Origin of the sequence: Pelagibacterium halotolerans (assembly GCF_044811015.1) — a bacterium.
Lineage (GTDB): Bacteria > Pseudomonadota > Alphaproteobacteria > Rhizobiales > Devosiaceae > Pelagibacterium > Pelagibacterium halotolerans_A.
In genome coordinates, this window is record NZ_CP085243.1 from 3173747 (window position 1) to 3200498 (window position 26752).

The window sequence follows — 26752 nt, forward strand, 5'->3', positions numbered from 1 at the left end:
AGCTTTCGTACGATCTAGTGCTCGCGAATCCAGACCGTCATTGGCCCGGGTTCGCGATTGGCCCAGAGATAATAGGGGACAGCCGTCAGGGTCTTGGTGCTTTCTTCGGGCGGTGTGGTGCGGTAGAGCGTGCCGGTCCAATCATCGGTGCGCATGGCTTTGCCCTCGGCCTTCAGCACCACAATCCCGTCGAAAAGATCGAGACGGTCTTCGACTGACACCGTAGCATCGCGGGGCAAAGCGAGGAGTGTGATAGGGGCGTCGGGATTGTCGATCTGCTCGAGACAATAAACGAGCGGACCGCGGCGCAGGGTGACGCGGTCGAGGTCCATGCGGACTTTGGGGTTGGCGTAGATGCGCTCGGGCGTCATCGGCAGGTCGAGCGTAATGATATCGCCTTTCGACCAGTCGCGGGTGATCGCGAGATAGCCTTTGTCGAGATTGGCCGGGATTTCGACCGGATTGCCGTTGACCGAAGCAGTCGCGCCTTTCGCCCATTCTGGGATTCTCAATTTGACCGTGAACTGGCCTGGGCTCTCGGGATCAACGGAGAGATTGATTTCTCCTGACCAGGGGAAATTACTCGTTTCGGTGAGTGCGACCTTGCGGCCACTCACGTCGAGTTCGGCATGGTTGCCGCCATAAAGATGGACAGCGATGAGGTCTTCACCGGTCGAATAGAAATACCCGCCGACCGAGGCGACGAGGCGCGAGACGTTCATGGTGCAGCACGGGCAGGGGTGCCATTCCCAGCGCTGGTGTGAGCCGTCGCTTTCGAGCTTGTTCTCGTAGAAATAGTGCTCGCCGTCGCGGCTAAGGCCCGAGAGGGCGCCGTTGAAGAGCGCAAGTTCGAGCATGTCTCCATACTGGCCATCGAGGTCGAGATTGAGCATGCGTTGGGCCCAGAAGATCATCGCGACCGAGGCGCAGGTCTCCGCATACGCGGTGTCGTTGGGCAGGTCGTAGTCGGTGGTGAAGCCTTCATTGGAAGCAGAGGGGCCGAAGCCGCCGGTGACGTACATGCGGGTCGTGGTGACGTCGCTCCAGAGGGTTTCGCAGGCTTTTTTGAGGTCGGGATCCTCAAGGTCGGCCGCGAGGTCGGCCATGGCAGCGTACATGTACATTGCACGTACGGCGTGACCGACGACCTTGGTCTGCTCGCGCACGGGCATGTGCGATTGACTGTATTCGTGACTGCCGAAGACGTAGGCTTTTGGGTCGTCACCGCGCTCAACGGCTTCGATGTCGAAATAGTGCGGTTGGCGGCCGCGTTCGTCGATGAAGTAGGCTGCGAGGTCGAGGTGCTTCTTCTCGCCGGTCAGGTGGTAGAGCTTGACGAGCGCGATCTCGATCTCCTGATGGCCGGGATAGCCGCGCTTCTTGCCTGCCTCTGTGCCGAAGGTTGCGCGGATATGGTCAAGATAGCGTTCCATCACGTCGAGCATCTTGCGCCGTCCGGTTGCCTGGAAATAGGCGATAGCGCCTTCGAGCAAGTGGCCGCAGTTGTAAAGTTCGTGCCGGTCGCGCAGGTTGGTCCAGCGCTTGTCGAATTCGTGGCCGACATACCAGAAGTTGAGATAGCCGTCCTCGCACTGGCCGGCTTCGAGCTTGTCGACGATCTCGTCGATCTGCGCCTCGATGGCTGCGTCGCGGCGATGCGACAGGGCGTAGGCTGCGGCCTCGATCCATTTGCCGATGTCGGAATCCCAGAAGAACTGGGTAGTGAAGCCCATGTGGTTGCGGGGGATTCGCAAGGGCGGGGGCGGATCCTTTAGGTCGAGGGATTCGAGAATCCCTTCGCTCCCGAGCTTCTTATACTGGCTGGGAATGGTGCGTGTTAGAACGGTCTCCAGCCGCTCGCGCCAGAAATCGCCTGTGAGGTCAACCTTGGTGAAATCCGCCGGTGCGTATTTGCGCATTTAAACGTTCCCTTTGCGTTCAGTTGGGGTGCCGCCGCAGCTTTCGCGCACGACGAGCGTGCAGGGCAGCCGCAGTACGCCCTTGAATTTTTCGCCACTGATCATGCGGATGATCCGGCGGCCGGCCTCGCGGCCGAGGTCGTAGAGGTTCATGTCGATGCTGGTGAGCCGGGGGCGCGCCGCTTCGGTCATCACGTCCCAGTTGTCGAAACCGACGACGCAAACTGATCCGGGGACCGGGATGTCGCGATCCCGCAAGGCTTCGAGGACGCCGCGTGCGATCTGGTCGTTGCCGCATACGATGCCGTCGGGTGCAGTGGCGCCGTCGGCGAACAGGATATCCACGGCCTCGCGTCCCCATCGTTCGGACCACACGCCTTTGAGGACATGAGCCGGATCGGGGGAGAGTCCGGCGGCGGCAAGGGCTTCGTGGTAGCCTTCAAGGCGGAGCCGGACAGCTTCAAAATGCTCGGGCCCGGTGACGTGGGCGACGCGCTTGCAGCCGAGACTGATCAGGTGCTCGGCTGCGAGCCGCGCGCCGCCCTCGTCGTCAGGGAGGAGGCAAAAGGAATCCGGATCGTCGTTTTGGGAGAAGACGAAAAGCCGGGGCAGGTCGCCGATATTGGTGGTCAGGCTCGGGCGCCGGTCGGCGCGGCGAGCGGTGAAGACGAGACCGTCGACGCGCTTGCCCATCAATTGGTCGATGTGCTGGCGCTCGCGCTCGGGGTCGTCGGTGGCGTTCGACATGAAGACCGCGATGCGTTCGGCGGCAAGCTCGCGTTCGAGGCCTTCCAGAATCGGCATGGTGAACCGGCCGAAACTGTCGTTGGAAATCAGCCCGACAGTGAAGCTCTGACCACGATGCAGCGACTGGGCGAGATCGTTGGGTCGGAAACCCATCTTTCGTGCTATGGCAACTACGCGCTCGCGGGTTTCGGCCTTGAGCGAACCGGCGCCGTTTAGCGCCTTGGAGACCGTGCCAATGCTGACGCCAGCTTCGCGTGCGACGTCGTGGATCGTGAGCCCCTTACGCTCCGTCCGCTGTGTCGTTTCGCCAGGGGCCCGGCCTTTCTCCATCTTGTTCATCGTTTCTGTCCCCGATCCGCTATTTCACTGCGCCCGAGAGCAGACCGGAAACGTAGTAACGCTGCAACAGGATATAGATCAGCACGCAGGGGATGATCGAAACGATGACACCCGCCTGCAGCGCGCCCCAATCAACGACACCGAAGATGCCGGTCGAGACGCCGGTGAGCATGACCGGGACGGTGAAGCTCGTTTCCCGGCTCATGAAGATGAGGGCGGCGATAAATTCGTTCCAGCTCATGATGAAGGCAAAGAGCGCGACGGTGACCATGCCGGGCAGCACAAGCGGCAGGAAGACGCGCCGCAGAATCTGGAAAGACGAGCACCCGTCCATGACAGCGGCTTCTTCGAGTTCCTTGGGGATGCCTTCGAAGCTGTTGCGCATCAGATAGACCGAAAACGGCAGTTGCAGGATTGTATGGATAATCGCGAGACCGAGGTGGTTGTTAGTTAGCTTGAGCTCGGTAAAGAGCAGATAGAGCGGCGTCAGCATCGCCTGATAGGGGATCATCATGCTTGCGAGCAGAAGGAGGAAGAAGGCCTCCTTGAAGGGGATCCGGTAGCGCGCGAGCGCATACCCTGCAGGGACAGCCAGTCCCAGGCAGAGGGCGATGGTCAGGAAGGCAACGAAGAGGCTGTTGGAGATGTAGGTCCAGAGGCCCGCCTGATAGGTCGCCACCGTTACATAGTTCTCGATGCTGACTGCATCCGGGAAATAGCCGGGGGGGACCGCGCTTGCGGCCTCGGGGGTCTTGATCGAGGCGAAAAAGGACAGCAGCAGCGGGGTCAGCATGATCGTGATCATGAAGATGCAGATCGCGCCCACGAGATAGCGCCGGGTCCGCGTTTCGCCGACCTGCCGAGCCTCGGCGACGCCGCCTGTGGCGATGTCGGATGCGGGAAGGACGGCGGTCATTTGGCTTCACCCCGGCGCTGGATGGCGATCTGCAGGGCGGCGGCACACATGATGACGACCATCAGGATGATCGAGAGCGCGCTGCCATAGCCCAGTTTGAAGTAGACGAAAGAGTTTTGGTAAATCCAGTAGACCGAGGTGAAGGTCTGCCCGCGTGGGGCACCTCCGGTCATCAGATAGAATTGGTCGAAGGCCAGCATCGAGCCGATGGCGCTGATGAGCGTTGCCAAAAGGATAGAGCGCGAGCTTAGGGGGATGATGATGCGGCGCACGCGCTGCCAGTAGCTGGCGCCGTCAATCATCGAGGCTTCAACGATGTCCTGGCCGATGGTCTGCATGCCCGCAAGCATGATGATCATCCCGAAGCCAACGATTTTCCAGACAACGGATACCGTGACTGCGAAGAGACCCAGATGCGCGCGGTTGAACCAGACCATGGGCTTTTCGAGAATGCCGACATCGACCAGGAGCTTGTTCAAAAGCCCGACCTGTTGGTCGAAGAGCCAGACCCAAAGAAGGCTGGAACTTGCGAGGCCGATTACCACGGGCAGGAAGATAACGCCACGGGTGAACTGCACCAGTGGCCGGTTTTCCGCGACCAGAAGTGCCAATAGGAAGCCAAGCCCAATCAGGATGGGGGTGATGATGACCGTATACTGAACAGTGAACCAGAACGAGCGCCAGAAGTCCCTGTCGGTGAAGGCTTGGATGTAGTTATCGAACCAGACGAACTGCCCGCCACCCAAGAGCGACTCGCTCGTCATCGAGATGTAGATGAGTTGGCTCAATGGATAGAAAACGAACACCGCGACGAAAAGAAGCGCGGGCGTGAGATAGAGGAAGCCGACGAGTCTGTTGTTGGTGGCGAGCATGGGCGTTGTCCGCGTTAAGGCGCACCGGCGCGGGTGCCGGTGCGCCGTAAGTCTTACTGGCTGGCGATTTCGAGCATTCTCGCACGGGCATCTTCGATGGCGCTTTCCACCTCGCCATCGAACACGGCGCGCTGGATCATGTTGATCCAGGGGCTCGAATCCGAGTTGACCATGGTCGCGAAATGGAAGACCCAAGGGACGTAGCCTGCTTCCAGCGCCCGCGCGGTGGCCTGCACCTTCTCGTTGCCTTCGAAATACTCGTTATCGGCGAGATCGGTGCGGGTGGTTAGGATCGCGTTCTTGGCCAAGCCTTCGAGTTGAGCTTCGTCGCTGAGAACCCAGCTCACAAATTCGCGGGCCGTTTCCTCATTAGGCGAACCTTCGGGGATGGCGACAACGTCGCCGCCTACAAAGCCGCTGACCTGGCCGGGTTCGAGACCCGGGAGCAGCGTGACGCCGTAATCGAAATCGGGAAATTGGCGTTCCATCAGCGAGAGGAGGAAGCCGCCGGAACCGGTGATGCCGATATTGCCGGAGGTGAAGGCGGAGACAAAGTTTTCGCCGGCGTCTACTTCAGCGCTTTCGGGGATGAGGCCTTCGGCCCACATCTGGCGATACTGATCGAGCACCTCGAAGACCGCTTCGCCTTCGAGTGCGGCGTCCTCGCCATTTCGGGGAAGTATGTGCGCGCCGCCGGCAACCATGAGCGGCGAGGTGACGAAGATGTTGCAGCCCGGGCATGAGCCGGCGAAGTAGAAGCCATAGGTGTCATCGCCCAAGGCGCCGATCTGCGTCGCCATCTCATGGATTTCGTAGATGGTTTCGGGGGGATCTTCCGGGTCGAGGCCGGCCTCGCGGAAAAGCTCCTTGTTCCAGACGAGGATCGAGACGTCCGGCGTGAAGCCGACACCATAGATGCGGTCTTCGTAAGTGGCGATGTCCTTATAGGCCTCGACGTGGGTCTCGTAGTTGGGATCGGCCTGGAGCTGATCGGTCAGATCCGTCAGAAAGCCCGCCCGCATGAAATCGGGCATGTAGATCAGGTCAAATGAAACAAGGTCTGGTGCTTCGCCGGCGCGTACGCTGGTGGCGAGCTTGGTGACCATCTGGTTGTCCGGGATGGCGGTCAACTCGATCTGGGCGTCGTGCGTGCTGTTCCATAGATCGACCATGAGTTGGCCGGGATCTGCGGCGCTTTCGCGGACCCACATCGTCATGTCCTGTGCAAATACACTGGAGGCCATCAGCGCGATGACCGACGCCGTCCCAAGGGGTGCTGTAAAAAGTTTGGGTAAACCCATTTCGTCCTCCCTATGCCGCTACAAGTCGCGATGCGGCTCCTCAATTCCGTTTAGGAAAAGCTTTTCCTGCCCTCGGTTGGAGTAGCGTTGCAAGTGCTCTTCATCTCGCTTGTCCAGCAGGTTCGTCACATTAGGAAAAGCTTTTCCTAAGTACGATGACATATGTGGACCTGATGTTCAAGTGGGTATTTCTGCGATTGGGTGTTAAGGATGCAGCGTTAACGGAATTTGCCGGCCCGCGCGCAACTCAACGGAAAAGCAAGCGAGTATGAAGCTTAACGTATTGTATATACAATATTTTATACCAACTTTGTTGAAATGTCCCTGATCGTTGCACGTCCTGTTATACAGTTGAGGTAGAACCATTTTGCACGCGCGTGCAAAATTGCGTTTCTCTCAATCTTCGAGCGCGGCGCGAAAAGCCGTATGTCGATACGCTTTTTCGCTCAGTACCCGTATGCAACTCGCCAAAATCCGACGCAGGGCGCAAGGAGTGCGAGACCCGAAGGGCGGTACCAACGAAATGCGGGATAGAGCTCCCGTTCTGATCGAATCAGAACGGGAGCTCTATCTCTTTATTTTATCGCGTTTTCGGAAAAGCGGTGTCCACTTTTCCTGAAAACGCTCTAGTTCGTTGCGAGTTGGGTGCGGCGAGCCAAAAGGTTGTCGGCCAGAACGACCAGTGCAGTCAGGATCGACAAACCGATCGTCACATAGCCCATGAACAAGAGGACCTGCGGATAGCCGTGCGCGTTCACGTCGATCATGGGATAGGGATACTCGTTGAGGATCGGGCCCCGAACCAGCACGTAGATCGCGTAGACGAGCGCGGGAGCCACAAGGATGGGAATGTCCTTGTACGCCAGTTTTCCGTGCGGTGTGCCGATCGTCCACCAGACGAGGTAGGTGGTTGGCAGGACGTAGTGGAAGATGTGGTCGTTAAAGAGCGTCAGGCCCTTAAAGGGATTAATCGGCGCCAGAAGGAAATAGTAGAAGATCATTACGAGCGTGATGATCGCGGCGACCGATCCGCGGGCTATCGGGTGCCGGAATATTTCAAGCCATTTGTGCGGAAAGAGCGCGCTGGCATAGGTCAGAACGAGCGCCGTGTTGCTCAGGATCGTGAGATAGCCCAGATAGTGGAGGATGCCCAGCGGCCATCCTCTGCCGTCGTTAATGTAGAGCGAGAGCGTCAATGCGGCCTGGCCCACGAGCGTGATACAGCCGACGATAAAGCCGAAGCAGCCGATGACCCTCGCCAGTTTCATATCCGCTCACCTCTTGCGATAAACCGTCACCTCAATCCGGAAGCGCAAACGCAATCACCTGATCGCTCACGCCTGGGGCTACAAAGGAATTACCGCCAGCGACGAAAACGACATATTGCTTGCCATTATAGGTGTAGGTCGCAGGTATGGCGACAGCGTTGGCATCGACATTGGCCTTCCAGAGAACCTCGCCGGTTTCCTCGCTTATGGCGCGTACGCGACGGTCCATCGAGGCGCCGATGAAAATGACGCCGGTCGAGGTCATAAGCGGACCGCCGAAGGTGACCGAGCCCCAATCCTCAGGCATATAGAAGCCCCATTTCTGCACTTGGCCGAAGGGCTTGCGCCATAGCAATTCGCCGGTGTTGAGGTTATAGGCCGACATCGTGCCATAAGGCGGATTCCAGCAGGGCATGCCCAATGGATTGAGGAAGGCCCGGACCTCGAAGCCGTAGGGGCTGCCCGTCATCGGAAAGAAGCCGGCGACCTCCGTGCCGCCCGCTTCGATCTTGTCGAACGCCTCGCGTGGGACGAGTTTGTAAATTTGCACAACGTTGGAGCTGTTGACGATATAGGTTCCGGTCTCGGGGTTAACCGCGCCACCACCCCATTCGACACCGCCTGTGGTGGGCGGATAGGTGATGGTGCCCTCAAGGCTCGGGGGCGTGAACGGGCCATCATAACGCAGTCCGGCGGCAGTATTGCTGCAGTAGCCGCCGCTGGCGAGGTCGGCCAGCCAATAGACGCCGGGCCATTCGGCGTCGACCGTCGGTTCGGGAACCGCGACAAAAGGCTGGGTTGGGGAGGCATGCTCACCCTCGACCGTAGAGGCCGGAACCGGACGCTCCTCAATCGGAAACACAGGTTCGCCCGTCAAACGATTGAGAACATAGAGGAAGCCCTGCTTGGACGTCTGGACCAGGGCGGGGACTGTTTCGCCATCGCGTTTGATGTCGACCAAAGTCGGTGCGGCGTTAGTATCGTAATCCCAGATATCATGATGGACGAGCTGGCGGCTCCAGATGACATCGCCGGTTGCGATATCGAGCGCGGTGACCGAGGTCGCAAGCGGGATCGGCTGCAAACGCTCGCCGCCGTAAAAGTTCGGGCTCGGCGAGGATACGGGCAGATAGACGATCCCGGCCTCGGGGTCGACGGACATAGATGCCCATACATCGGCCGTGCCGGTCCGGCTGGCGATATCGCTGGGGATGGGATCGAAGGTCCAGTTCAGCGCGCCCGTGCGTGCGTCTATGCCGAAAACATAGCCCGGAGGCGCTGCAGTATCGGCCCAATCCTTGCCTGCCCAGCCGAGCACGAGGGTATCGCCAAAGACGGTCGGGGGCTGAAACAGCGAGAGCGGCCATTTGTTGTTGGTCGTATTCCACGTGTTGACGTCGAGAATACCGTCGGTACCAAAATCTGTGCAGGCTTTGCCGGTATCAGCGTCGACCGAGTGAAGCTTGGCATCCATCGTGCCGATATAGACGCGCTTCTGGCAAGGCTGTCCCTCGACAGGGTTCGCTGCCTCCCAATAAGCGACGCCGCGGCTTTTCAGGATATCCTGAGTCAGCCCTTCGAGAAGTGCATGGCTGTCGTAGATCCATTTGACTTCGCCGGTATCGGGTTCGAGGGCAAAAATGCGGTAAAAGGGGGTGCCCAGATAGACCGTGTCGTTGGCAAAGATCGGCGTTGCCGACCATGCGGAGACCGGACTGCCGTCCTCACCGGTGGAGACGTCGCCGGTGTGAGCCTCCCACGCAACCTCGAGTTGGTGGACGTTTTCGGGTGTGATCTGGTCGGCGGTCGAGAACTTCTGCGCTTGCAGATTGCCATTGAATGTCGGCCAGAGATCCTCCGCGCCGGCGGATGTCGCCATGGTCAGCCCGAGCGGAAGCGCCGTCAGGTATGCAAGAAAAGAAGAAGATTTCATAAGTTTATATCCCTAAGGAACCGGGGCTATGCGGCTGATTTGGGGGTGCGCAGCAGTCCGGCGAACCAACCGATGAGGCATACCGCCATCATGATTGGTAGCCAGGTGCTTTCGAGCAGGTAACCCGCAAGCGCCGTGCCCAGGATGCCGAGCAGGATCAGGACGAATAGTATGCTGCCGATCCAGCGCAGGCGCCCCGCCAGAAGCCAGATGACAGTGGCCGCCATCAGAATGGCTAGCGTCGAGCCGATCACCAGAAGTGCCCCCTCGGTGCCGCTTATTCCGTTACCCGGCGTGAAGTAATTGACGATTGAAACGATGAGTCCCACCGCTGCGCCGAATGCGATGACGCACGGACTCCAGCGTTGAAAAAATGAAAGATTCATTGCGGTAATGGCCCCTTTTTACTCGACAGAAGGCAGTCAGTACCCCCCGGAGCCGTCGGTTCCTAAAGCTCCCGCGCACTTTTTACCGATTGGATACCAAAAAAGGGTAAAGGCGGCGCCTCGTGTGCCTGGATGCGGGAAGCGTATTGCCCTGCCGTCTGCTCAGTCAATCCGAAGCTTTCCGGTGCTCCGGCCTACCGAAAACGTTCTATTATCGTGGCGATAACATGTGGAGCATGCCGGTTTACGCGTTGGCAACGATGTGCTTGCGCGCTGACTTACGATAGCTTGTTTCAATGGCGACGTTGCGTTGGGCGATTCGCTTCAGTGCGCGTGGCGGCGGGGCCGGAAGAAGGGCTTTGTGCTTTGGGGCGCGTATGAATATCGGGGGCATTTTCGGGCAGGTGGTGTCCGGTCGAGGGGGTAATGCGGCAGTTCGCCTTGCGCTTCGCATGTGCGGTGGGCTTGCGATTTTGTGTGCGGCTGCAGCATTGAGCGGATGTGCACTCGGCGGTGCGCCTATTCTCGATCCCAAGGGACCGGTTGCGCTTGCAGAGCGCGACCTGTTGTTTACAGCCGTGGGCTTGATGCTGATCGTCATCATTCCGGTTTTCGTGATGGCGGGTATTTTCGCATGGCGTTACCGGGCAGGGGGTACTGGAAAATATGCGCCTGACTGGGATTATTCGGGCATTGTTGACGCCGCGATATGGCTGGTTCCAGCCGCGATCGTTCTCGCGCTGGGCGTTGCGCTTTGGCAGGCGACACACAGGCTCGATCCTTACAAGCAGCTAGATCCCACCCAGAGCGCGCTTGAGGTGGAAGTCGTCGCCCAGGACTGGAAGTGGCTGTTCATCTATCCCGAGCAGGGGATAGCCTCGGTCAATGAACTGGCCTTTCCCGCAGGCAAGCCGTTGAGCCTCAGGATAACGTCGGACACGGTGATGAATTCGTTCTTCATCCCGGCACTCGGCGGGCAGATCTTTGCGATGGCCGGTATGCGGACGCAGCTCAACCTTCTCGCCGACGCGCCGGGGCAATTCATGGGCCGGAACACGCAGTATAGCGGGGACGGGTTCGCCGATCAGCATTTCACGGCTATTGCGATGACCGACGCCGAGTTCGAAAGCTGGGTAGCGCAGGCAGGTCAGACTGGCGAAAGCCTCGATAAAGCTGCCTACCAAGAGCTTGCGGCGCCCAGCATCGCGCACCCGGTGACTTATTATTCGGGCGTCGAGGAGGGGTTGTTCGATGCCATTATCGCCAAATACGTCCACGGCGAGAGATATGTGACCCACGCCGAAAATGTTCCGGAGGCCGATTGATGCTCGGTAGGCTGACCCTCGACGCGCTGCCTTTTTATAGCTGGGTCGCCATGGGGGGCGCGCTGGTTACCGTACTGGGCGGATTGGCCATCGCACTCGTGATCACGATAATGGGCAAGTGGCGCTATGTGTGGAGCGAGTGGCTAACGAGCCTCGACCACAAACGCATCGGCATCATGTATGTGATGCTGGCGCTGGTCATGCTTTTGCGCGGGTTTATCGATGCCTTGATGATGCGGGCACAGCAGGCGGTGGCACTCAATTCGGATGGCTATCTGCCGCCGGATCATTTCGACCAGATTTTCTCCTCTCACGGCACGATCATGATCTTTTTCATGGCCATGCCGTTTCTGACCGGGCTTATCAACATCGTCATGCCCCAGCAGATCGGGTCGCGGGACGTGGCGTTTCCGTTCCTCAATTCGGTGAGCCTTTGGTTGACCGCCGCGGGGGCGGGGCTGATGCTCGTCTCGCTGGTGATCGGCAAGTTCTCCACCGCCGGGTGGACGGGGTATCCGCCGTATTCCGGGGCTGCCTATAGTCCTGGCGTGGGGGTGGATTACTGGATCTGGTCGCTGCAGGTGAGCGGTGTCGGGACGACGCTCAGTGGGATCAATTTCATCGTCACGATTTTGAAGCGGCGGGCGCCGGGAATGACGTTCATGCGCATGCCGATGTTCACTTGGACGGTGCTGTGTTCGAGTATTCTGATCATCTTCGCCTTTCCGGCGTTGACGGTGGTTGCGTCCATGCTGGCGCTCGACCGGATTTTCGGGATGCACTTTTTCACCAATGCCGGCGGCGGCAATATGATGAACTATGTGAACCTCATCTGGATCTGGGGGCATCCGGAGGTTTACATCCTCATCCTGCCGGCGTTCGGGATCTTTTCCGAGGTGGTGGCGACGTTCTCGGCCAAGCGGCTGTTTGGATATCCATCGCTGGTTTACGCAACGGCGGCGATTGCGCTGTTGTCGTTTACCGTGTGGCTGCACCACTTTTTCACCATGGGTGCGAGCGCCAACGTCAACGCGTTCTTCGGGATTGCGACGATGGTGATCGCGGTGCCGACGGGAGTGAAAGTCTTTGACTGGCTGATGACCATGTATCGCGGGCGGATCACGTTCCATCCATCGATGAAGTGGACGCTGGGGTTCATGGTGACCTTCGTGATCGGGGGCATGACCGGCGTGTTGCTGGCGCTGCCGCCGGCGGATTATCTCATGCACAATTCGACATTTCTCGTTGCGCATTTCCACAACATGCTGATCCCGGGTGCGCTGTTCGGGTATTTCGCGGGCTATATGTACTGGTTCCCCAAGGCGTTCGGGTTCACGCTCGATGCGCGCTGGGGGACGCGGGCGTTCTGGTTCTGGATCGTGGGGTTCTATTTTGCCTTTATGCCGCTTTATGCGCTGGGGTTCATGGGCATGTCGCGGCGGATGGAGCATTACAACATCGCCGAGTGGCAACCATTCCTCGTAACGGCGGCGATCGGGGCGGTTCTGGTGCTGGTCGGGATTATTTGTCTTGGTGTGCAGCTTTACGTTTCTATCCGGGGCCGGGAGGCGAACCGGGATACGACCGGTGACCCGTGGAACGGACGGACGCTCGAATGGCTCGCGGCATCTCCGCCGGCGCCATACAATTTCGCGGTGGTGCCGGAGGTGCATAGTCTCGATGCGTTTCATGAGATGAAACGGGAGGGCACAGCGTATCGTCGGCCCGAGCGATACGAGGATATCGAGATGCCGAAGAATAGCGGCGTCGGGGTCGTGATCGGTATGCTCGCTGGCGTGTTCGGGTTCGCGATGGTCTGGCACATCTGGTGGATGGCGGTCGGGGCCGGGCTCGGGATGCTGGTGGCGATTGTTGTCCGGGCTTCGCAGGACGAGACGGAAACCGTGATGCCGGCATCGGAGGTTAAGCGGATCGAGGATGCTCGGTTTGCGGCGCTGTCCGGGGCCAAACCGGCGGAGGTTGCGGCATGAGCGTGCAAACGGCAGCGAGGGGGAGCGTTCACGAAGAGCGGGCCTTCGGGTTCTGGCTTTACCTCATGAGCGATGCGATCATCTTCGCGCTGCTTTTTGCCACCTATCTGGTGATGCGGAACAACCTTGCCGGCGGGCCGGGCGGGGGCGCGCTGTTCGACCTTTCGAACGCCTTTGCCGAGACGATGCTGCTTTTGGTGAGCAGCCTCACATTCGGATTTGCCGCGCTTTCGGCAGACGCGGGGAAGCAACGGGCAGCGCTTGGATGGCTTGGCGTTACGTTTGTGCTCGGGGTTGCATTCGTCGCTCTCGAGTTGCGCGAGTTCGCCGGGATGATCGGCGAGGGGGCTGGACCGGACAGGAGCGGGTTCCTCTCGGCGTTCTTTACGCTCGTGGGGACGCACGGATTGCACGTCAGCGGCGGGTTGACCTTTATCGCTGTCATAGTGGGGCAGATCGTTTTCAAGGGGCTGACGCCGCCGGTGGCTTCGCGGCTGTTCCGGCTGGGGCTTTTCTGGCATTTCCTCGATATCGTGTGGATCGGGATTTTCTCGGTCGTTTATCTGCCAGGGGTTCTTTAAGATGGAGCAGGTGTCGTTCTCACGCCGGTTGCGGACATATCTCACCGGGTTCGTTCTGGCGCTTGTTCTCACGCTAATTCCGTTCGGATTGGTGGCGACGCGGGTGTTGCCGGTGGAGCAGATTTTCGCGGTGATTGCCGTTGCGGCCGTGGCGCAGGTGCTGGTGCACCTGAGGTTCTTCCTGCATCTGGATTGGCGCACGACGCCGAAGGAAAATCTCCTTGCGCTGGGGTTCGCCGCGGTTCTGATCTGCATCATGATCGGGGGGAGCCTCGTTATCATGTTCAACCTCCACTACAGGATGTGGGTCTGATCCCTTTGCTGCGATAACCGGGTTGTGCACCGCCGATCTTTTGGCAATGGTGCGGATTCGAGGTTAAAGCGGCAGGGAGAGCGAAGATGGGCACGGGCAGGATACGGGTTGGTGTCGGCGGATGGACCTACGAGCCGTGGCGTGGGACGTTTTACCCTGAAAAGCATCCGCAAAAGCGTGAACTCGAATATGCATCGCGCCACCTCACGGCCATCGAGATTAACGGAACCTATTACGGCTCTCAGAAGCCCGAAACCTTCGCCAAATGGCACGATGAAACGCCGGGCGATTTCGTCTTTTCGCTGAAGGGGCCGCGTTTCACGACCAACCGGCGTGTGCTGGCCGAAGCCGGAGAAAGCGTCGAGCGGTTCGTCACCAGCGGGATCACCGAGCTTAAAAACAAACTTGGGCCGATCAACTGGCAGTTCATGGCGACCAAGAAGTTCGACCCTGAGGATTTCGCGGCTTTCCTGAACCTTTTGCCCAAGAGCGTTGAGGGGCGGGCGCTCCAGCACGTGGTGGAGGTACGCCACGAGAGCTTCAAATCGCCCGAGTTCATTGCGTTGCTGCGCGAATATGGCGTTGCGCAGGTGATCGCAGCCGATAGTGAGTTTCCGCAGATCGCGGACGTGACGGCACCGCTTGTCTATGTCCGGGCGATGGGGGCGCAGGATGGTGAAGCTCTGGGATATCCGGATGTGGCGCTCGACGCCTGGGCCGAGCGGGCGAAGACCTGGGTGGATGGCGGTGCGCCCGAAGATCTGGCACCCGTGGTCAAGGGCGTGCCCGATAAGGCGCCACGGGACGTTTTCCTGTTCTTCATTGCCGGGCACAAGATTGCCAATCCGGCGGCGGCAATGGCGGTCATTGAGCGGCTCGGGTAGCGGTGGGAAGCGCTGATTTTTGCGCGAACGGACCGGAAATTAGCAAAATTTTAGCGGATGTGGCGAATTTGTGGCGTTGACTTAGTCTATCAATTTAGTAGTCTTTAGGCGTCATACATTCTGGAGGAAACATGACGCGGCTTAGGTACCTGTTGGCACTCATCGCTTTTACCGCTTCTGTTCTGTTTATCGGCGCCGTTACGGCGCATGCGCTTCCCCTTTGATAGAAAATTGACCGCTTGAGCACTCCCGGTCGGCGCCGTTAGGCTGAGCCTGTCTATGGGAGGCCAATATGAGCGTACAGGCGGAATGCGACGGCGATCATGCGGTGGTCGTTCTGATTACGACGGAAACCGATATGGAGGCCGACGGGCTTGCCAGGCATCTGGTTGAGCATCGGCTTGCAGCCTGCGTCCAGCGGTTACCCATTACCAGCACCTATCGCTGGGACGGCGACGTGGTGGAAGGCGGCGAGGTTTTGCTCCTGGCCAAGACAATGGCCTCGCGGTTTGCCGCGCTTGAGGAAGCGGTGCGGGCACTCCATTCCTATGACGTTCCGGAGATCGTCTGCCTGCCGGTCGAGGCGGGGTGTACGCCCTATCTGGACTGGATCGTCGCTGAGACCGTTACGGCGGAGTCGTAAAGTACTGGTATCGCCTACATTTTTTAACCCAAGCGGGATGAAATCTCCTGCTCTTGCCTTACTTCTCCTTGTTATCGTGCCATAGTGCTTCTGGTGACCGGCTGAGCCGACACCAAGGCACAAAGCGGTTCGAAGGCGAGAGGGATGATTGACTGGATTTACCCACTGATGCTGGTGGGTGCGGGGCTCATTGTCATTTCGGTTTTCACGAGCCTTGTCGCATTCCGGTTCGGCGCGCCCTTGCTGCTTGTTTTTCTTGGTATCGGGCTTTTGACTGGCAGCGATGGACTGGGGATCCAGTATTCGGATTTCCATTCTGCCTATCTCGTGGGGTCACTGGCGCTCGCGGTGATCCTTTTCGATTCCGGGTTCGGTACGCCGCTCAAATCCTTCCGGCAGGCGGCGGGGCCCGCCATTGTGCTGGCGACAGTCGGCGTGCTGTTGACAACGCTGATCCTCGGTCTGGCCGCGCGGCTGGTCCTGGGGGTTTCTTGGGCGGAAGGGTTTCTGATGGGGGCCATTGTTTCGTCAACCGACGCGGCGGCGGTGTTCTTCCTCCTGCGGGTCGGGGGGATCACGATCCGGGACAAAGTGCGTTCGACACTGGAAGTCGAATCTGGGTCGAACGACCCGATGGCGATTTTTCTCACCATCATGTTCGTCGAATTGATCGCCCAGGGCGTGGGCATCGGGGGGATGACCGGAGAGTTCATCGTCGGCTTTGCTACCCAGATGGGGTTGGGCATCGCTCTCGGGCTTTTGGGGGGCTGGGTCATCGTCCAGGTCATCAACCGGGTGGAACTCGAAGGCGCGCTTTATCCGATCATCGTTCTGGGCATGGCGGTATGCCTTTTCGCACTCACGGGTGCGCTTGGCGGCTCCGGTGCGCTGGCGGCATATGTCGCGGGACTACTGGCGGGGAATATGCGCGTGAGGGCGCGCTCGACGCTGACGCGGTTCCAGGACGGAATGACGTGGCTGGCGCAAATCGTGATGTTCCTGATCCTGGGGCTACTGGCCAACCCTTCCGAGTTTCGGCTGGTCGCCGTTCCGGCGATTGCACTTGCGGTCGTGCTGATTTTCGTCGCACGTCCGGTTGCGGTGTGGTTGTGCCTTCTGCCCTTCCGCTATCAGCGCGACGAGATCGCGTTCGTCTCGTGGGTGGGCTTGCGCGGCGCGGTCTCGATCCTTTTAGCCATCCTGCCGCTGATGGCCGGGCTACCGAACGGCGGGCTGCTGTTCAATACCGCTTTTATCATCGTTCTCACCTCGCTCCTCATACAGGGCTGGACAATCCGTCCTATGGCGCAGTGGCTGGATCTGATCGTGCCCAAAAGGATCGGGCCGGTCGAGCGCGTGGGGCTAGAATTGCCAGGCAACGCGCATCACGAATTGATCGTCTACCATGTGGTGCCGGGTAGCCCGGTAGCCGAAGGCGAGAGGCTGCCGCGTTGGGCACGGCCCTCGCTCATTGTGCGCGACGGGCAGTCGATGCGGTATCAGTATGCGGGGCGGATCAAGCCCGGCGACTACATCTACATGTTCATCGCTCCACGCTATACGCGCCTGCTGGATCGGCTGTTCGCTAGCCCCGCCAAGGTGGAGGCCGACGACAAGGATTTTTTCGGCGAGTTCCGGATCAATCCGGACCGGCCGCTCGAAGCGCTGCGGGAAGCCTATGGCATGGACATCGCACCCAACGTGGCACCGGACCGCTCAATCGCGGATTTCATGCGCGAGAGGCTTGGTGGCACAGCGGAAGTCGGCGACCGGGTGGCCGTCGGGGCAATCGAGTTGATCGTGCGCGACGTGAATATCGAGGGCGAGATCTCGGAAGTCGGGCTTTCCATCGATCAGGAGGTGGCGCGAGCACGGGTTCCAGTTTTCGTTACGGGGCACGAGCTTGTACAAACGCTGCGTGCGAAGCTGGCCGAGCGGCGGTTGCGCGCGGCGAAAAAGGCAGGTGTGGCGCGCTCTGAAGGTGGCGGTGATGTGATTGTCTCAGACGGGAACGACAAGCCGGCGAAGGATGAGGAGGAGGAGGTTTCGGGGCGCAAGGCCGATTAGAGATGGTGATAGCCCCGTTCACGCCAGAGCAGCGGTGCGGCTCCAGTCGCTTCGGCGTTGATCAGGACGCCGCCGAAGAGGCAGTGAGTATCGAGTTCGATCATGCCGGCGATCCGACAATCGATCGCGGTCGCGGCGTCGGCAAGCTTGGGGCGCCCGGAGGGCCATGTGTCCCAGGTGCCGATCTCGAAGCGTCTTTCGGGCGGGCGTTGACCGGCAAAGGCGTCGGAGACGCCGAACTGGCCGGTTGCGAGCATGGCGACCGAGAAACCGCCTTCGGCGCGCATCGTGTGGTCGAGATCGCTGTTTTTGGTGATCGAGACCAGAAGCGAGGGCGGGGTGGCGCTCAGGGAGATGAGCGAAGTGATTGTACGGCCCACGCGGTTCGCGCCTCGACCGGCGGTGACGATGCAAACCGTGCCGGCAAGGGTCGCCATGGTGTCGGCGAAATGGGCGAAATCAAGCGCATCGCTGTCCCTGGCCGGGTCGGCAAGGGTCAGCTTCGCGCTGGGAAAGCGGGCGTCGGTCATAAAGTCCGTTTCTGGGCTCAGATGGGAAAGGCTTGATCTCGCCGGGCTGAACCTGTATTTTCCAAGTTATAGCTTTCTAAAAGCCTGATTGGAGCCATGTCAAGCACCGAACCTCTTTCTTATCCGGGCTGGACGCCCCGCAATACGGCGGAGCGTATTCTGTTCCATCTCAAGATGCACGGCGACCAGACCGCGGCAAGCCTCGGGCAGGCGCTGGGGACGTCTGGGGAGGCAGTGCGTCAGCAATTAGTGCGGTTGGCCGAAGAAGGGGTCGTCGAGAGCTGGGCGCAGCCCAAGGGCGTCGGGCGGCCCTCGCAATTCTGGCGGCTGACCTCAGAGGGGCAGGACCGGTTTCCCGATACACATGCGGCGCTGACAGTGGACCTTCTGGCGACGATCCGATCCGAACTTGGCGCGGACATGCTTTCGAAACTGATTGACGCGCGCGAAGCCAAGACGCGGACGGACTACAGGGCGCGGCTTGCGGATGCGCAGACTCTGGGCGAGCGGGTGACGCGTCTAGCGGATATCCGGAGCCAGGAGGGCTATATGGCGGACTGGGCCGAGGACGGTGCGGGCGGCTATATGCTCTATGAGAACCACTGCCCGATCTGCGCGGCGGCTGCTGCGTGTCAGAATTTCTGCCGGGCCGAACTGGCGGTGTTTCGCGACGCGTTGGGGCCGGGCGCGCATGTGGAACGGGTCGAGCATATCATTGCCGGAGCGCGGCGGTGTGCCTACCGGATCACGCCGGCCGCATAGGGCTACTGTTCGCTATTATCGAATAAAGAATGAAGCTTCGTGCCGATTATCCGGACGATCATTTCCTCTATATTGCTCCGTAAAGGGTCCCCGGAGGGGGGGCAACCAAGGAGTGATCTCATGCTCGATCAAATCGAGGGCCTGCATCACGTCACGGCGATGTCGCGCGATGCGGATGCCAATAACCGCTTTTATACCGACACGCTTGGGTTGCGGCGGGTGAAAAAGACCGTCAATTTCGATGAGCCGTCGGTCTATCACCTCTACTACGGCGACGAAGCCGGTACGCCGGGTTCGGTGATGACTTACTTTCCGTTTCCCCACATCGTACGCGGGCGTCCCGGTACCGGAGAGGTGGGCGAGACGGTGTTTTCCGTGCCGGAAGGCAGTCTGGGGTTCTGGAAGGAGCGGCTCGGTACCAGAGGCGTTGGCAATGTTTGGGGCGATGAGAGCTTCGGACAGAAGCGGTTACGCTTTGCGGGACCGGATGGCGACGGGTTGGCACTTGTCGAAGCGCCGGACGATACGCGTGCAGCCTGGACGAAAGGCGGTGTTCCGGACGATGTTGCGATCCGCGGGTTTCATTCCGCGGCGCTTCGGGTGCGCGACAGCGGGGCGACAGAGGAGCTGCTGAAATTCATGGGCTATGAGGACGCCGCGACGTGTCGGGGCATCAAGCGGTTCGTGATGCCCGGCGGGAACGGCGCGGACGTCATCGACGTGCAGACGTTGCCCAATATGCCGCGCGGAGACCTCGGGGCGGGTTCCGTGCATCATATTGCTTTTGCGGTTCGGGATCGGGCGGCGCAGCTTGCGGTGCGCACGGCGCTGGTGGATACGGGGTATAATGTGACGCCGGTGATCGACCGCGATTATTTCTATGCGATCTATTTCCGGACGCCTGGCGGGGTTCTGTTCGAGATTGCGACCAATGAGCCAGGATTCGACCGTGACGAGGACACCGCACATCTGGGCGAGGCGCTAAAGCTGCCGAGCCAGCATGAGCATCTGCGGGCGTGGCTCGAAACCCATCTCCCCGAGATTGAGGATGCGCACCATGACTGAGGCCGACGGATACGTCTTTCGGGAGCATGACGGCCCGGAAGGTGCACCGACGCTGTTCGTCTTTCACGGGACGGGCGGAGACGAGAACCAGCTGTTCGACCTCGCACGGCAATTGGCACCGAGCGCGCGGATCATCGCACCTCGGGGTGACGTCTCGGAGATGGGCGCGCTGCGCTTTTTCCGGCGAACCGGCGAAGGCGTCTACGATATGGATGATCTGGCGCTGCGGACCGGGCGGATGGCCGCGTTCATGAAGGCGCAGGTGGGAGACGGGCCGGTCTACGGGTTGGGGTATTCCAATGGCGCCAACATCCTCGCTTCGGTAATGCTGAGCGATCCCGGGATCGTCACTGCGGCGGTGCTCATGCACCCGCTTATTCCATGGGCTCCCAGCGATCTGCCTGGGCTCAAAGGCCGCAAGGTCCTGATCACGGCGGGACGGCGCGATCCCATGTCGCCAGCGGAAACGACCCAGGCGCTGGCGGACTACTTTGCTGCACAAGGAGCTGAAGCCAAACTGTTCTGGCATGAGGGTGGGCATGAAATTGCGCAGGCCGAGTTGGGGGCGGTTCAACGGTTTTTGACCGAACTGTGACGTGGTTTGGCCGTTTGGGGCGGATTCTTAGTAATAGGGAAACAAAAATTACATATCTTTTGAACCGACGCATGACTCGGGGCTGGGAGAATTTCGCAAATGAGGGGAAACGAGGCTCGCCTCTCGGCATTTGCGGCTCTGCGCACCCGCGTCCTTCTCGTTCTTGCCGGGTTCATGGTGCTTTTGGCGCTCGCCGGCTGGTTTGCGTTCAACCACATCGTGGAGCAAACCGCGTTGCGGGTCGGTGCACTGGTGGCCGAGCGCCAGGTTCAGTATGATCGCTATAGAGGGTTGGAGACGCTACGCCGTGAGGTGGCGCTGGCCAAAACGCTGGCGCGGGCACCCAATATCATTGCCTGGGCAAAAGACGAATATGATCCCACGGCACGAGAACGCGGCATCGCCGAACTCGAGCATTACCGCGCGGCTTTCGACGACGAAAGCGCGTTCCTGGTGGTCGATGAGTCGGGCAATTACTATTTCAACGACAGTCAGAACAGCTACGCCGACGATCCGTTTCAATACACTGTACGGTCCGACAATCCTCGCGACGGTTGGTATTTCACCACGCGCTCGCGGCGCGAGGGCTGCTATCTTAATGTCGATCACGATGATGTTCTTGGCGTCACCAAAGTCTGGATCAACTGCATTGTCTCTCACGAGGGGCAAGTGCTGGGGATCGTGGGCACAGGGCTTGATCTTTCGGAATTTATTCGTGACGTGGTGGACATTCCGCAGCCGGGCATCCAGTCGATGTTCGTGGATGCGAGCGGCGCGGTACAGGCGCATCGGGATGCATCCATGGTCGATTTTCATTCGCTGACCAAGGACATCGCGCAGAAGAATATGGTTTTTTCGCTGTTCGATACACCGTCGGACATGGCCGCGCTCCGCGCGATGATGGCGGCGACGGCCGACCCGGAGGATGGACCGTCTGTCCAAACCGCCTATCTTTCGATCGACGGTAAGCCGATGCTGGTGGGGGTGGGATATCTCGGTGAGATCGGCTGGTACAATGTGACGGTGATGGACGTCGATACCATCGTCGACAAGCGGCTGTTCCTGCCCATCGGAGTGTTGTTGGCCGCGCTCATGGGTGTGGCCGCACTGGCGATGGCCTATATCTTCAAGGCGATGGTGCTCGATCGGCTCGAAAGGGTCGAGGCGGGTCTCACTGCTGTGCGCGACGGGAAGCGGGTGCAGTTTTCGCCCGATCCGCGCAACGACGAGATCGGAAGACTCTCCCGCGCGCTCGCGGATATGTGCAACGCGGTGACGGATTCCGAGATCGGGCTCGAGCGCCAAATCAAGGAGCGCACCGAGGAACTCGAATCGCTGGTCAATCGCGATGCCCTGACAGGTATCCTCAACCGGCGCGGTTTCGGGCAGGCGTTCGAGATCATGCGGGCTCGGGCATACGGTGATAGCTGGACCTATGGCGTGTTGCTGGTGGACATCGACCATTTCAAGCCGGTCAACGACACCGAAGGTCATCTGGTGGGAGATCAGGTGATCGTCGAGGTTGCGCGCCGGTTGTCCTCAGCGGTGCGGCGGACCGATATATGCGCGCGCTGGGGTGGGGACGAATTCCTGATCGTTATCGGCAATTGCGACGCGGAGCGGCTCGACAAGATCGCGGCGGCGATAATAGAGATGATGCGTAGTGTACCGGTTGCGCTGGACGATGGCCGGCACGTCGATGTCACAGTGAGCATCGGTACCGCAATCATCAAGCCGGACGATACGATCGACAGCGCTACGGCGATGGCCGATGCGGCCCTTTATCAAGCTAAGGCACAGGGGCGCGATTGCGCCGTTGCATTCAGTGCCGATCTGGCGGCTGCGGGCTAGCCCGCAAGTCCTCCCATTCGGGGTGACGGCGAAACTGGACGGCAACGTAAGGGCACAGGGGAACGATCCTGAAATCTTCCTCACGCGCGTCGGCGATAGCACGCCTGACCAGTTGGAGCGCGTAGCCCCTGCCCTCGAACGGTTTGGGAACGCCTGTGTGATCGATGATCCGGGCGCCGTCGGCGCGAATGCGGTAAGTCATTTCGGCTTCGAACCCGTCGCCAAGATCCGCCCAATAGCGGCCTTCCGATCCGTTCCGTGTATGCTCTATCTGGAGGGGGCGGGTCATGGCTTCTGGTCCGTTAGTGAGTTGCATCTACTACTCAGTATTTGGATTATTCAGCTCCGCTGCAAGCCGGGATGCGATTGACGGCCAGCGAGCGTCGGCTCACAGTTGACGCAATCAGCATTCGCCGAAGGGAGATCCCCATGAGCCTGCCCGTCCATCATATGATTGAGCGTGGACCTCGCCCGGTGGCGCCTTTTTCTCATGCCGTTGAGGTCGACGGATGGGTGTTCCTGACCGGCCAGATGCCCACGGACCCGGATGCTCCGGACGCGCCGCTTCCGGAAGGAATCGAGGCCCAAACGCGGCGGGTGATGGACAACCTGCAGATCGTTCTGGCTGGCGTTGGGCTCGGGCTCGAAAACGTGACGATGGCAAGAATCTATCTCACTGAGTTCGAGCGCGACTACGCCAAAATGAACGAGACCTACATGTCCTATTTCGAGCAAGGCAAACTACCGGCGCGAACGACGATCGGGGTCACAGGACTTGCGGTCGGCGCGCTCGTTGAGATCGACATGATCGCGCGCCGGCCGGGATGACCGATCCCTCTTCGCTCTTAAGCAATGAGGATCTTGATCCGGTTGTCCCAGGGATCTCGTGTTTCGATGCCGTTTTCGATTTCGGTGACGGGTGCACTGGCGTCTGTCAGGCGCGCGCGGATGCCGTCGAGAACCGTCCGGTCCTGCACAACGATTTCGAACCAGCGCAAACCGGCGGCGCTTTGCGGCGGTTGCTGTGCGTTGCGGCCGGCCCAGATGTTGAAGGCAAGGATGTGCGGGGCATAGTCGAGCGTGACGTCGCCCATGCCGTAGCGACGGCTCAGCAGCTGGCCGGCGAAGCCAAGCTGGTCGCGGTAGAACGCCATGGCCTTATCGAGGTCGCCGACATGGACGTGAACATGGCCAATGCGCGTACCTTCAGGCATCGGAGCGAGCGGGGTTGCGTCGCCGTCGAGCTCGGCGAGAAGGCCCTGCACGTCAATCGGTTCGCGTCCGGAATGGGGCTTGCCGTCGGGGGTAATCGCCATCAGCTCATCGTTTTCGACGAAACGGCCGCGCCATGGGGTCTCGAAGGTGATCTCAATACCGTTTCCATCGCGATCCCACAGATAGAGGGCTTCGGAGACGAGGTGGTCGGTGGGCGAAACGCGTGCCTTGTGGGCGATTGCGCGGTTGAGGGCGCGGGCAAAATCGCGGCGGGTCGGGACGTGGATGGCGACGTGGTAGAGGCCGGTGGTGTGTGGCGCTACGGGGGCTGTTGCATCCAGATGCAGGATGATCAGCGGCGTACCGCCTGCGCCGAGAACGAGGCGATCGGGCGTTTCTTCGATGAGCGTCAATCCAACGACGTCGCGCCAGACGGCGAGCGCGTCGTCGCGACTGGTCACCGCGATATGAACCTCTCCCAAACGGGTCGAGTTGGGAACCAGCGCCGGCGTGGCGACGCTGTTCTGGGACAATTTGGGCATCTCGGTCACCTCGGGCTTCGCCGCGTGCGGCGCTAATAACGTGTGACCTCTAATCTAGGCGTGTTTATCGTTTCGATTAAGGGGATCAATCGTGACGGTCTGTACGTCAGAGGTGAACGGGCTCCCAGAGCCCGTCCGAATTATCGGTTGGGCTCTAACTTTACAGTTGCGCATTCAGGACGCTTGCGTCGTCCCGGATGCGGGCCGGGCTCTTAGGGCTGCGGGATGTCCGGTACCCCGCGCTCACTCTCTCCTCCGTCATCACCCGGACAAGCCGGGTGATGACGGGGTGGTGGGAACAGGGCAGCGCAAAGTGCAACTGTAAACCTAGGCCCGTGCGAGTTCGCCGTCGGAAAACAGCGTCGGGCTTTGCCGGGCGACTTCGAAGACCGACTCGACCATAGAGTCGAGATGAGCTCGCATGGCATCGGCAGCCGCGTCGGGGTTTCGGCTGGCGATGGCGTCGAGGACGGCGCGGTGTTCTTCGAGCGCGATTGCAGTTTCGCGAATCCTGTTCGAGAGGTGGCGGGCACGGTCGAGATTGTTCCGCGCTGTGTCCACCATCGCTTTCATGCGCTTGTAGCCGGCGGCGCTGAGGAGAATTTCGTGGAACTGGAGATCGGTATTGTGGAAACCCTGCTTGTCGTCTTTGGCGGCAAGAACCTGCTGGCGGGCTATGTTCTCTTCAAGCGCTGCAATTAATCCTTCGGGCGGCTCGGCAGCAAGCTTGCGGACGGTTTCGCATTCGAGGGCGGTGCGGATGAAGATGTATTCCTTGACCGCCGCGAGGGAGACGAGCGAAACGACCGAACCACGCTGGGGCAGGATATCGATCAGGCCTTCGGCCTGCAGGCGCGCGAGCGCGTCGGCGACGGGTGAGCGCGAGACGCCCAGACGCTCGCAGATCTCGGCCTTGTCGAGCATGGTGCCTGGCCTTAAACGCAGCGAGACGATCGCTTCGCGCAGTTGAGACGTCACGTGGCTGGAAAGCGAGCCCCGGGGCATGTGTTCGGGGCGCTCGAGAAAGGCGTAGGCGCTGGCCTTTTTTGTCATTCGGGCTCGTCAGTTAGGCAATAGGCGGCATTTAATATGCCATTTTTTATTATAGCACGCACATTGGTCCTGACCAGCACGGAACGCATTGGCCGGATTGAACCTTTCGCCGATTCAGCGTTCAATTGGAAAAGCCAATGAACAATAAGGAGGCCTCACGATGACCCTCACCTCAGCGCTTACCGACAAGCTCAGCGAAAAGCGGATTGTGGTCGCCGGAGGGTTCATCGGCGGGAAGTGGAACACTGTCTCCTCGCGCGGCAAGGTGTTCCGGGTCTCCAACCCGGCGACGGGCGAGGTTCTGGCGCAGATTCCGGATCTGTCCACCCATGCGACCCGGGACGCCATAGACGCCGCACATGCTGCGCAGCCGGGCTGGGCGGCGCTTTCGGCGAAGGATCGGGCCGACAAACTCAAGGCGCTCCATCGATTGATGGTGGAAAATGCCAACGATCTGGCGCGCATCCTGACGCTCGAGCAGGGCAAGCCCTTTGCCGAGGCCAAGGGGGAAATTCTTTATGGCGCGGCCTATATCGAATGGTTCGCCGAGGAGGCCCGGCGAGTCTACGGCGATACGATTCCAGGGCATCAGGCCGACAAGCGGATCATGGTGATCAAGCAGCCCGTTGGGGTTGTAGGTGTGATCACGCCGTGGAATTTCCCCAACGCGATGCTCGCGCGCAAGCTGGCGCCGGCGCTTGCGGTGGGGTGCACGGTCGTCTCTAAACCAGCCGCCGAGACACCGCTTTCCGCACTTGCGATTGCCCGGTTGATGGAATGGGCCGGGTTTCCGCCGGGGGTCTTTAACGTTGTGCCGGGGACTGACGCGCCGGCTATCGGACAGGAATTGTGCGCTAACCCCAAAGTCGCAAAGATCAGCTTCACCGGCTCGACCGAGGTGGGCAAGATCCTGATTCGGCAGAGCGCGGACGGGGTCAAGCGCATGAGCATGGAGCTTGGCGGGAACGCGCCGTTTATCGTTTTCGAGGACGCGGATCTCGATGCGGCGGTCGAGGGCGCGATGCTTTCGAAATTCCGCAATGCGGGGCAGACCTGCGTGTGTGCCAACCGCATCTACGTTCACGCCGATCTTTACGACGCCTTCGCCGAAAAACTCGCCGCAAAGATGGGTGAATTGCGTCTGGGCAACGGGATGGAGACGGGCATCACCACCGGGCCTCTGATCAACGAAAAGGCGATCGAGAAGGTTGAGATGCTGCTGGCGGACGCATCCGAGCAGGGCGCGCGGATTTCGGCTATTGGCGAGAGGCCGGAGGGCGCGCTGTTTTATCCCACGACGCTTTTAACCGGAGCGACCAAAGAGATGCGGATTGCACGGGAGGAGATTTTCGGGCCGGTGGCCCCATTGTTCCGGTTCGAGACGACCGATGAGGTGATCGAATTGGCGAACGCGACGGAGTTCGGGCTGGCGGCCTATTTCTACGCACGGGATATCTCGAAGGTCTACAAGGTCGCCGAGGCGCTCGAATACGGGATCATCGGGATCAATACGGGGATCATTTCTACGGAAGTGGCGCCGTTCGGCGGCGTCAAGCAGTCCGGTTTCGGGCGGGAAGGCTCGAAATACGGGATCGAGGACTATCTCGACATTAAGTATCTGTGCCTGTCGGTGTGATCCCGCTTCGTGGCGTTC

The 26752-nt window shown here is 60.1% G+C and carries 25 protein-coding genes; 13 read left to right on the forward strand and 12 right to left on the reverse strand.

The features are described 5' to 3' along the window. Positions 1-14 precede the first annotated feature (14 nt). The 8 genes from LG281_RS15305 to LG281_RS15340 all read right to left on the reverse strand — a co-directional run bounded on the left by LG281_RS15305 (position 15) and on the right by LG281_RS15340 (position 9681). Entirely contained in the window at positions 15-1919 is a 1905-nt protein-coding gene (locus LG281_RS15305) for a glycoside hydrolase family 127 protein (protein ID WP_404402177.1), read from the reverse strand. Next, the gene (locus tag LG281_RS15310) at positions 1920-3005 is read right to left on the reverse strand and encodes a LacI family DNA-binding transcriptional regulator (RefSeq protein WP_404402179.1); all 1086 of its coding nucleotides are present in this window, start codon (positions 3003-3005) and stop codon (positions 1920-1922) included. Positions 3006-3024: 19 nt separating this feature from the next. Further along, positions 3025-3921: a carbohydrate ABC transporter permease gene (locus LG281_RS15315; RefSeq protein WP_404402181.1), complete on the reverse strand. Its 897-nt coding sequence runs from the start codon at positions 3919-3921 to the stop codon at positions 3025-3027. Further along, positions 3918-4793 (reverse strand): carbohydrate ABC transporter permease, encoded by an 876-nt coding sequence (locus tag LG281_RS15320; RefSeq protein ID WP_404402183.1) that lies wholly within the window; start codon positions 4791-4793, stop codon positions 3918-3920. Before LG281_RS15320 ends, LG281_RS15315 begins: the two co-directional genes overlap by 4 nt. Before the next feature lie 53 nt (positions 4794-4846). Next, entirely contained in the window at positions 4847-6094 is a 1248-nt protein-coding gene (locus LG281_RS15325; protein WP_404402185.1) for an ABC transporter substrate-binding protein, read from the reverse strand. Positions 6095-6720: 626 nt separating this feature from the next. Next, entirely contained in the window at positions 6721-7362 is a 642-nt protein-coding gene (locus LG281_RS15330; protein ID WP_404402187.1) for a Pr6Pr family membrane protein, read from the reverse strand. A gap of 31 nt (positions 7363-7393) precedes the next feature. Further along, positions 7394-9295, reverse strand: a complete 1902-nt coding sequence (locus tag LG281_RS15335) for a pyrroloquinoline quinone-dependent dehydrogenase (protein ID WP_404402189.1) — start codon at positions 9293-9295, stop codon at positions 7394-7396. A 26-nt stretch (positions 9296-9321) separates the two neighbouring features. Continuing rightward, the gene (locus LG281_RS15340; RefSeq protein ID WP_404402191.1) at positions 9322-9681 is read right to left on the reverse strand and encodes a hypothetical protein; all 360 of its coding nucleotides are present in this window, start codon (positions 9679-9681) and stop codon (positions 9322-9324) included. A 377-nt stretch (positions 9682-10058) separates the two neighbouring features. Here LG281_RS15340 and cyoA point away from each other — a divergent pair, with 377 nt between their 5' ends. The 7 genes from cyoA (at position 10059) to LG281_RS15375 (ending at position 17485) form a co-directional block, all read left to right on the forward strand. Next, complete coding sequence (gene cyoA / locus LG281_RS15345; RefSeq protein WP_404402193.1) at positions 10059-11006, forward strand: ubiquinol oxidase subunit II; 948 nt, start codon at positions 10059-10061, stop codon at positions 11004-11006. Then, positions 11006-12997, forward strand: a complete 1992-nt coding sequence (gene cyoB / locus LG281_RS15350; RefSeq protein ID WP_404402195.1) for a cytochrome o ubiquinol oxidase subunit I — start codon at positions 11006-11008, stop codon at positions 12995-12997. The genes cyoA and cyoB overlap by 1 nt, the downstream gene beginning before the upstream one ends. Continuing rightward, the gene (gene cyoC / locus LG281_RS15355) at positions 12994-13578 is read left to right on the forward strand and encodes a cytochrome o ubiquinol oxidase subunit III (RefSeq protein ID WP_404402197.1); all 585 of its coding nucleotides are present in this window, start codon (positions 12994-12996) and stop codon (positions 13576-13578) included. Before cyoB ends, cyoC begins: the two co-directional genes overlap by 4 nt. Position 13579: 1 nt before the next feature. Then, positions 13580-13891: a cytochrome o ubiquinol oxidase subunit IV gene (cyoD, locus tag LG281_RS15360; RefSeq protein WP_404402199.1), complete on the forward strand. Its 312-nt coding sequence runs from the start codon at positions 13580-13582 to the stop codon at positions 13889-13891. Between the two features lie 86 nt (positions 13892-13977). Then, complete coding sequence (locus LG281_RS15365) at positions 13978-14775, forward strand: DUF72 domain-containing protein (protein ID WP_404402201.1); 798 nt, start codon at positions 13978-13980, stop codon at positions 14773-14775. Positions 14776-15067: 292 nt separating this feature from the next. Continuing rightward, positions 15068-15418, forward strand: coding sequence for a divalent-cation tolerance protein CutA (gene cutA, locus LG281_RS15370; RefSeq protein ID WP_404402203.1), 351 nt, complete (start codon positions 15068-15070; stop codon positions 15416-15418). Between the two features lie 144 nt (positions 15419-15562). Continuing rightward, the gene (locus LG281_RS15375; protein WP_404402205.1) at positions 15563-17485 is read left to right on the forward strand and encodes a potassium/proton antiporter; all 1923 of its coding nucleotides are present in this window, start codon (positions 15563-15565) and stop codon (positions 17483-17485) included. On the opposite strand, the gene LG281_RS15380 is transcribed toward LG281_RS15375, so the two are convergent. Then, entirely contained in the window at positions 17482-18015 is a 534-nt protein-coding gene (locus tag LG281_RS15380; RefSeq protein WP_404402207.1) for a flavin reductase family protein, read from the reverse strand. The two genes, LG281_RS15375 and LG281_RS15380, sit on opposite strands and share 4 nt — an antisense overlap. Positions 18016-18111: 96 nt before the next feature. Here LG281_RS15380 and LG281_RS15385 point away from each other — a divergent pair, with 96 nt between their 5' ends. From LG281_RS15385 to LG281_RS15400, 4 genes are all read left to right on the forward strand, one after another. After that, positions 18112-18777: a helix-turn-helix transcriptional regulator gene (locus LG281_RS15385; protein ID WP_404402209.1), complete on the forward strand. Its 666-nt coding sequence runs from the start codon at positions 18112-18114 to the stop codon at positions 18775-18777. Between the two features lie 120 nt (positions 18778-18897). Then, positions 18898-19842 (forward strand): VOC family protein, encoded by a 945-nt coding sequence (locus tag LG281_RS15390; RefSeq protein WP_404402211.1) that lies wholly within the window; start codon positions 18898-18900, stop codon positions 19840-19842. Beyond that, a complete protein-coding gene (locus tag LG281_RS15395; RefSeq protein ID WP_404402213.1) occupies positions 19835-20437 on the forward strand; it encodes an alpha/beta hydrolase in 603 nt (200 codons plus the stop codon). The genes LG281_RS15390 and LG281_RS15395 overlap by 8 nt, the downstream gene beginning before the upstream one ends. A 99-nt stretch (positions 20438-20536) precedes the next feature. Continuing rightward, a complete protein-coding gene (locus tag LG281_RS15400; RefSeq protein ID WP_404402215.1) occupies positions 20537-22288 on the forward strand; it encodes a diguanylate cyclase in 1752 nt (583 codons plus the stop codon). Here the strand turns inward: LG281_RS15400 and LG281_RS15405 are convergent. Continuing rightward, complete coding sequence (locus LG281_RS15405) at positions 22260-22577, reverse strand: GNAT family N-acetyltransferase (protein WP_404402217.1); 318 nt, start codon at positions 22575-22577, stop codon at positions 22260-22262. The two genes, LG281_RS15400 and LG281_RS15405, sit on opposite strands and share 29 nt — an antisense overlap. Positions 22578-22738: 161 nt before the next feature. On the opposite strand from LG281_RS15405, the gene LG281_RS15410 reads away from it, so the two are divergent. After that, the gene (locus LG281_RS15410; protein ID WP_404406784.1) at positions 22739-23116 is read left to right on the forward strand and encodes a RidA family protein; all 378 of its coding nucleotides are present in this window, start codon (positions 22739-22741) and stop codon (positions 23114-23116) included. 17 nt (positions 23117-23133) lie between these two features. Here the strand turns inward: LG281_RS15410 and LG281_RS15415 are convergent, their stop codons facing one another. Together LG281_RS15415 and LG281_RS15420 are read right to left on the reverse strand one after the other, a co-directional pair. Next, positions 23134-24045 carry a VOC family protein gene (locus tag LG281_RS15415; protein WP_404402219.1) on the reverse strand — a complete coding sequence of 304 codons (912 nt, stop codon included), beginning with the start codon at positions 24043-24045 and terminating at the stop codon, positions 23134-23136. Between the two features lie 327 nt (positions 24046-24372). Next, entirely contained in the window at positions 24373-25098 is a 726-nt protein-coding gene (locus LG281_RS15420) for a GntR family transcriptional regulator (RefSeq protein ID WP_404402221.1), read from the reverse strand. Between the two features lie 160 nt (positions 25099-25258). On the opposite strand from LG281_RS15420, the gene LG281_RS15425 reads away from it, so the two are divergent. After that, on the forward strand, positions 25259-26734 hold the full coding sequence (locus LG281_RS15425; RefSeq protein ID WP_404402223.1) for an NAD-dependent succinate-semialdehyde dehydrogenase: 1476 nt from the start codon (positions 25259-25261) through the stop codon (positions 26732-26734). Positions 26735-26752 lie beyond the last annotated feature (18 nt).

Bases quoted from the DNA above. Each gene is read 5' to 3' on its own strand.
- LG281_RS15305 (WP_404402177.1), bottom strand. From the start codon at position 1,919: ATGCGCAAATACGCACCGGCGGATTTCACCAAGGTTGACCTCACAGGC.
- LG281_RS15310 (WP_404402179.1), bottom strand. From the start codon at position 3,005: ATGAACAAGATGGAGAAAGGCCGGGCCCCTGGCGAAACGACACAGCGG.
- LG281_RS15315 (WP_404402181.1), bottom strand. From the start codon at position 3,921: ATGACCGCCGTCCTTCCCGCATCCGACATCGCCACAGGCGGCGTCGCC.
- LG281_RS15320 (WP_404402183.1), bottom strand. From the start codon at position 4,793: ATGCTCGCCACCAACAACAGACTCGTCGGCTTCCTCTATCTCACGCCC.
- LG281_RS15325 (WP_404402185.1), bottom strand. From the start codon at position 6,094: ATGGGTTTACCCAAACTTTTTACAGCACCCCTTGGGACGGCGTCGGTC.
- LG281_RS15330 (WP_404402187.1), bottom strand. From the start codon at position 7,362: ATGAAACTGGCGAGGGTCATCGGCTGCTTCGGCTTTATCGTCGGCTGT.
- LG281_RS15335 (WP_404402189.1), bottom strand. From the start codon at position 9,295: ATGAAATCTTCTTCTTTTCTTGCATACCTGACGGCGCTTCCGCTCGGG.
- LG281_RS15340 (WP_404402191.1), bottom strand. From the start codon at position 9,681: ATGAATCTTTCATTTTTTCAACGCTGGAGTCCGTGCGTCATCGCATTC.
- cyoA (WP_404402193.1), top strand. From the start codon at position 10,059: ATGAATATCGGGGGCATTTTCGGGCAGGTGGTGTCCGGTCGAGGGGGT.
- cyoB (WP_404402195.1), top strand. From the start codon at position 11,006: ATGCTCGGTAGGCTGACCCTCGACGCGCTGCCTTTTTATAGCTGGGTC.
- cyoC (WP_404402197.1), top strand. From the start codon at position 12,994: ATGAGCGTGCAAACGGCAGCGAGGGGGAGCGTTCACGAAGAGCGGGCC.
- cyoD (WP_404402199.1), top strand. From the start codon at position 13,580: ATGGAGCAGGTGTCGTTCTCACGCCGGTTGCGGACATATCTCACCGGG.
- LG281_RS15365 (WP_404402201.1), top strand. From the start codon at position 13,978: ATGGGCACGGGCAGGATACGGGTTGGTGTCGGCGGATGGACCTACGAG.
- cutA (WP_404402203.1), top strand. From the start codon at position 15,068: ATGAGCGTACAGGCGGAATGCGACGGCGATCATGCGGTGGTCGTTCTG.
- LG281_RS15375 (WP_404402205.1), top strand. From the start codon at position 15,563: ATGATTGACTGGATTTACCCACTGATGCTGGTGGGTGCGGGGCTCATT.
- LG281_RS15380 (WP_404402207.1), bottom strand. From the start codon at position 18,015: ATGACCGACGCCCGCTTTCCCAGCGCGAAGCTGACCCTTGCCGACCCG.
- LG281_RS15385 (WP_404402209.1), top strand. From the start codon at position 18,112: ATGTCAAGCACCGAACCTCTTTCTTATCCGGGCTGGACGCCCCGCAAT.
- LG281_RS15390 (WP_404402211.1), top strand. From the start codon at position 18,898: ATGCTCGATCAAATCGAGGGCCTGCATCACGTCACGGCGATGTCGCGC.
- LG281_RS15395 (WP_404402213.1), top strand. From the start codon at position 19,835: ATGACTGAGGCCGACGGATACGTCTTTCGGGAGCATGACGGCCCGGAA.
- LG281_RS15400 (WP_404402215.1), top strand. From the start codon at position 20,537: ATGAGGGGAAACGAGGCTCGCCTCTCGGCATTTGCGGCTCTGCGCACC.
- LG281_RS15405 (WP_404402217.1), bottom strand. From the start codon at position 22,577: ATGACCCGCCCCCTCCAGATAGAGCATACACGGAACGGATCGGAAGGC.
- LG281_RS15410 (WP_404406784.1), top strand. From the start codon at position 22,739: ATGATTGAGCGTGGACCTCGCCCGGTGGCGCCTTTTTCTCATGCCGTT.
- LG281_RS15415 (WP_404402219.1), bottom strand. From the start codon at position 24,045: ATGCCCAAATTGTCCCAGAACAGCGTCGCCACGCCGGCGCTGGTTCCC.
- LG281_RS15420 (WP_404402221.1), bottom strand. From the start codon at position 25,098: ATGACAAAAAAGGCCAGCGCCTACGCCTTTCTCGAGCGCCCCGAACAC.
- LG281_RS15425 (WP_404402223.1), top strand. From the start codon at position 25,259: ATGACCCTCACCTCAGCGCTTACCGACAAGCTCAGCGAAAAGCGGATT.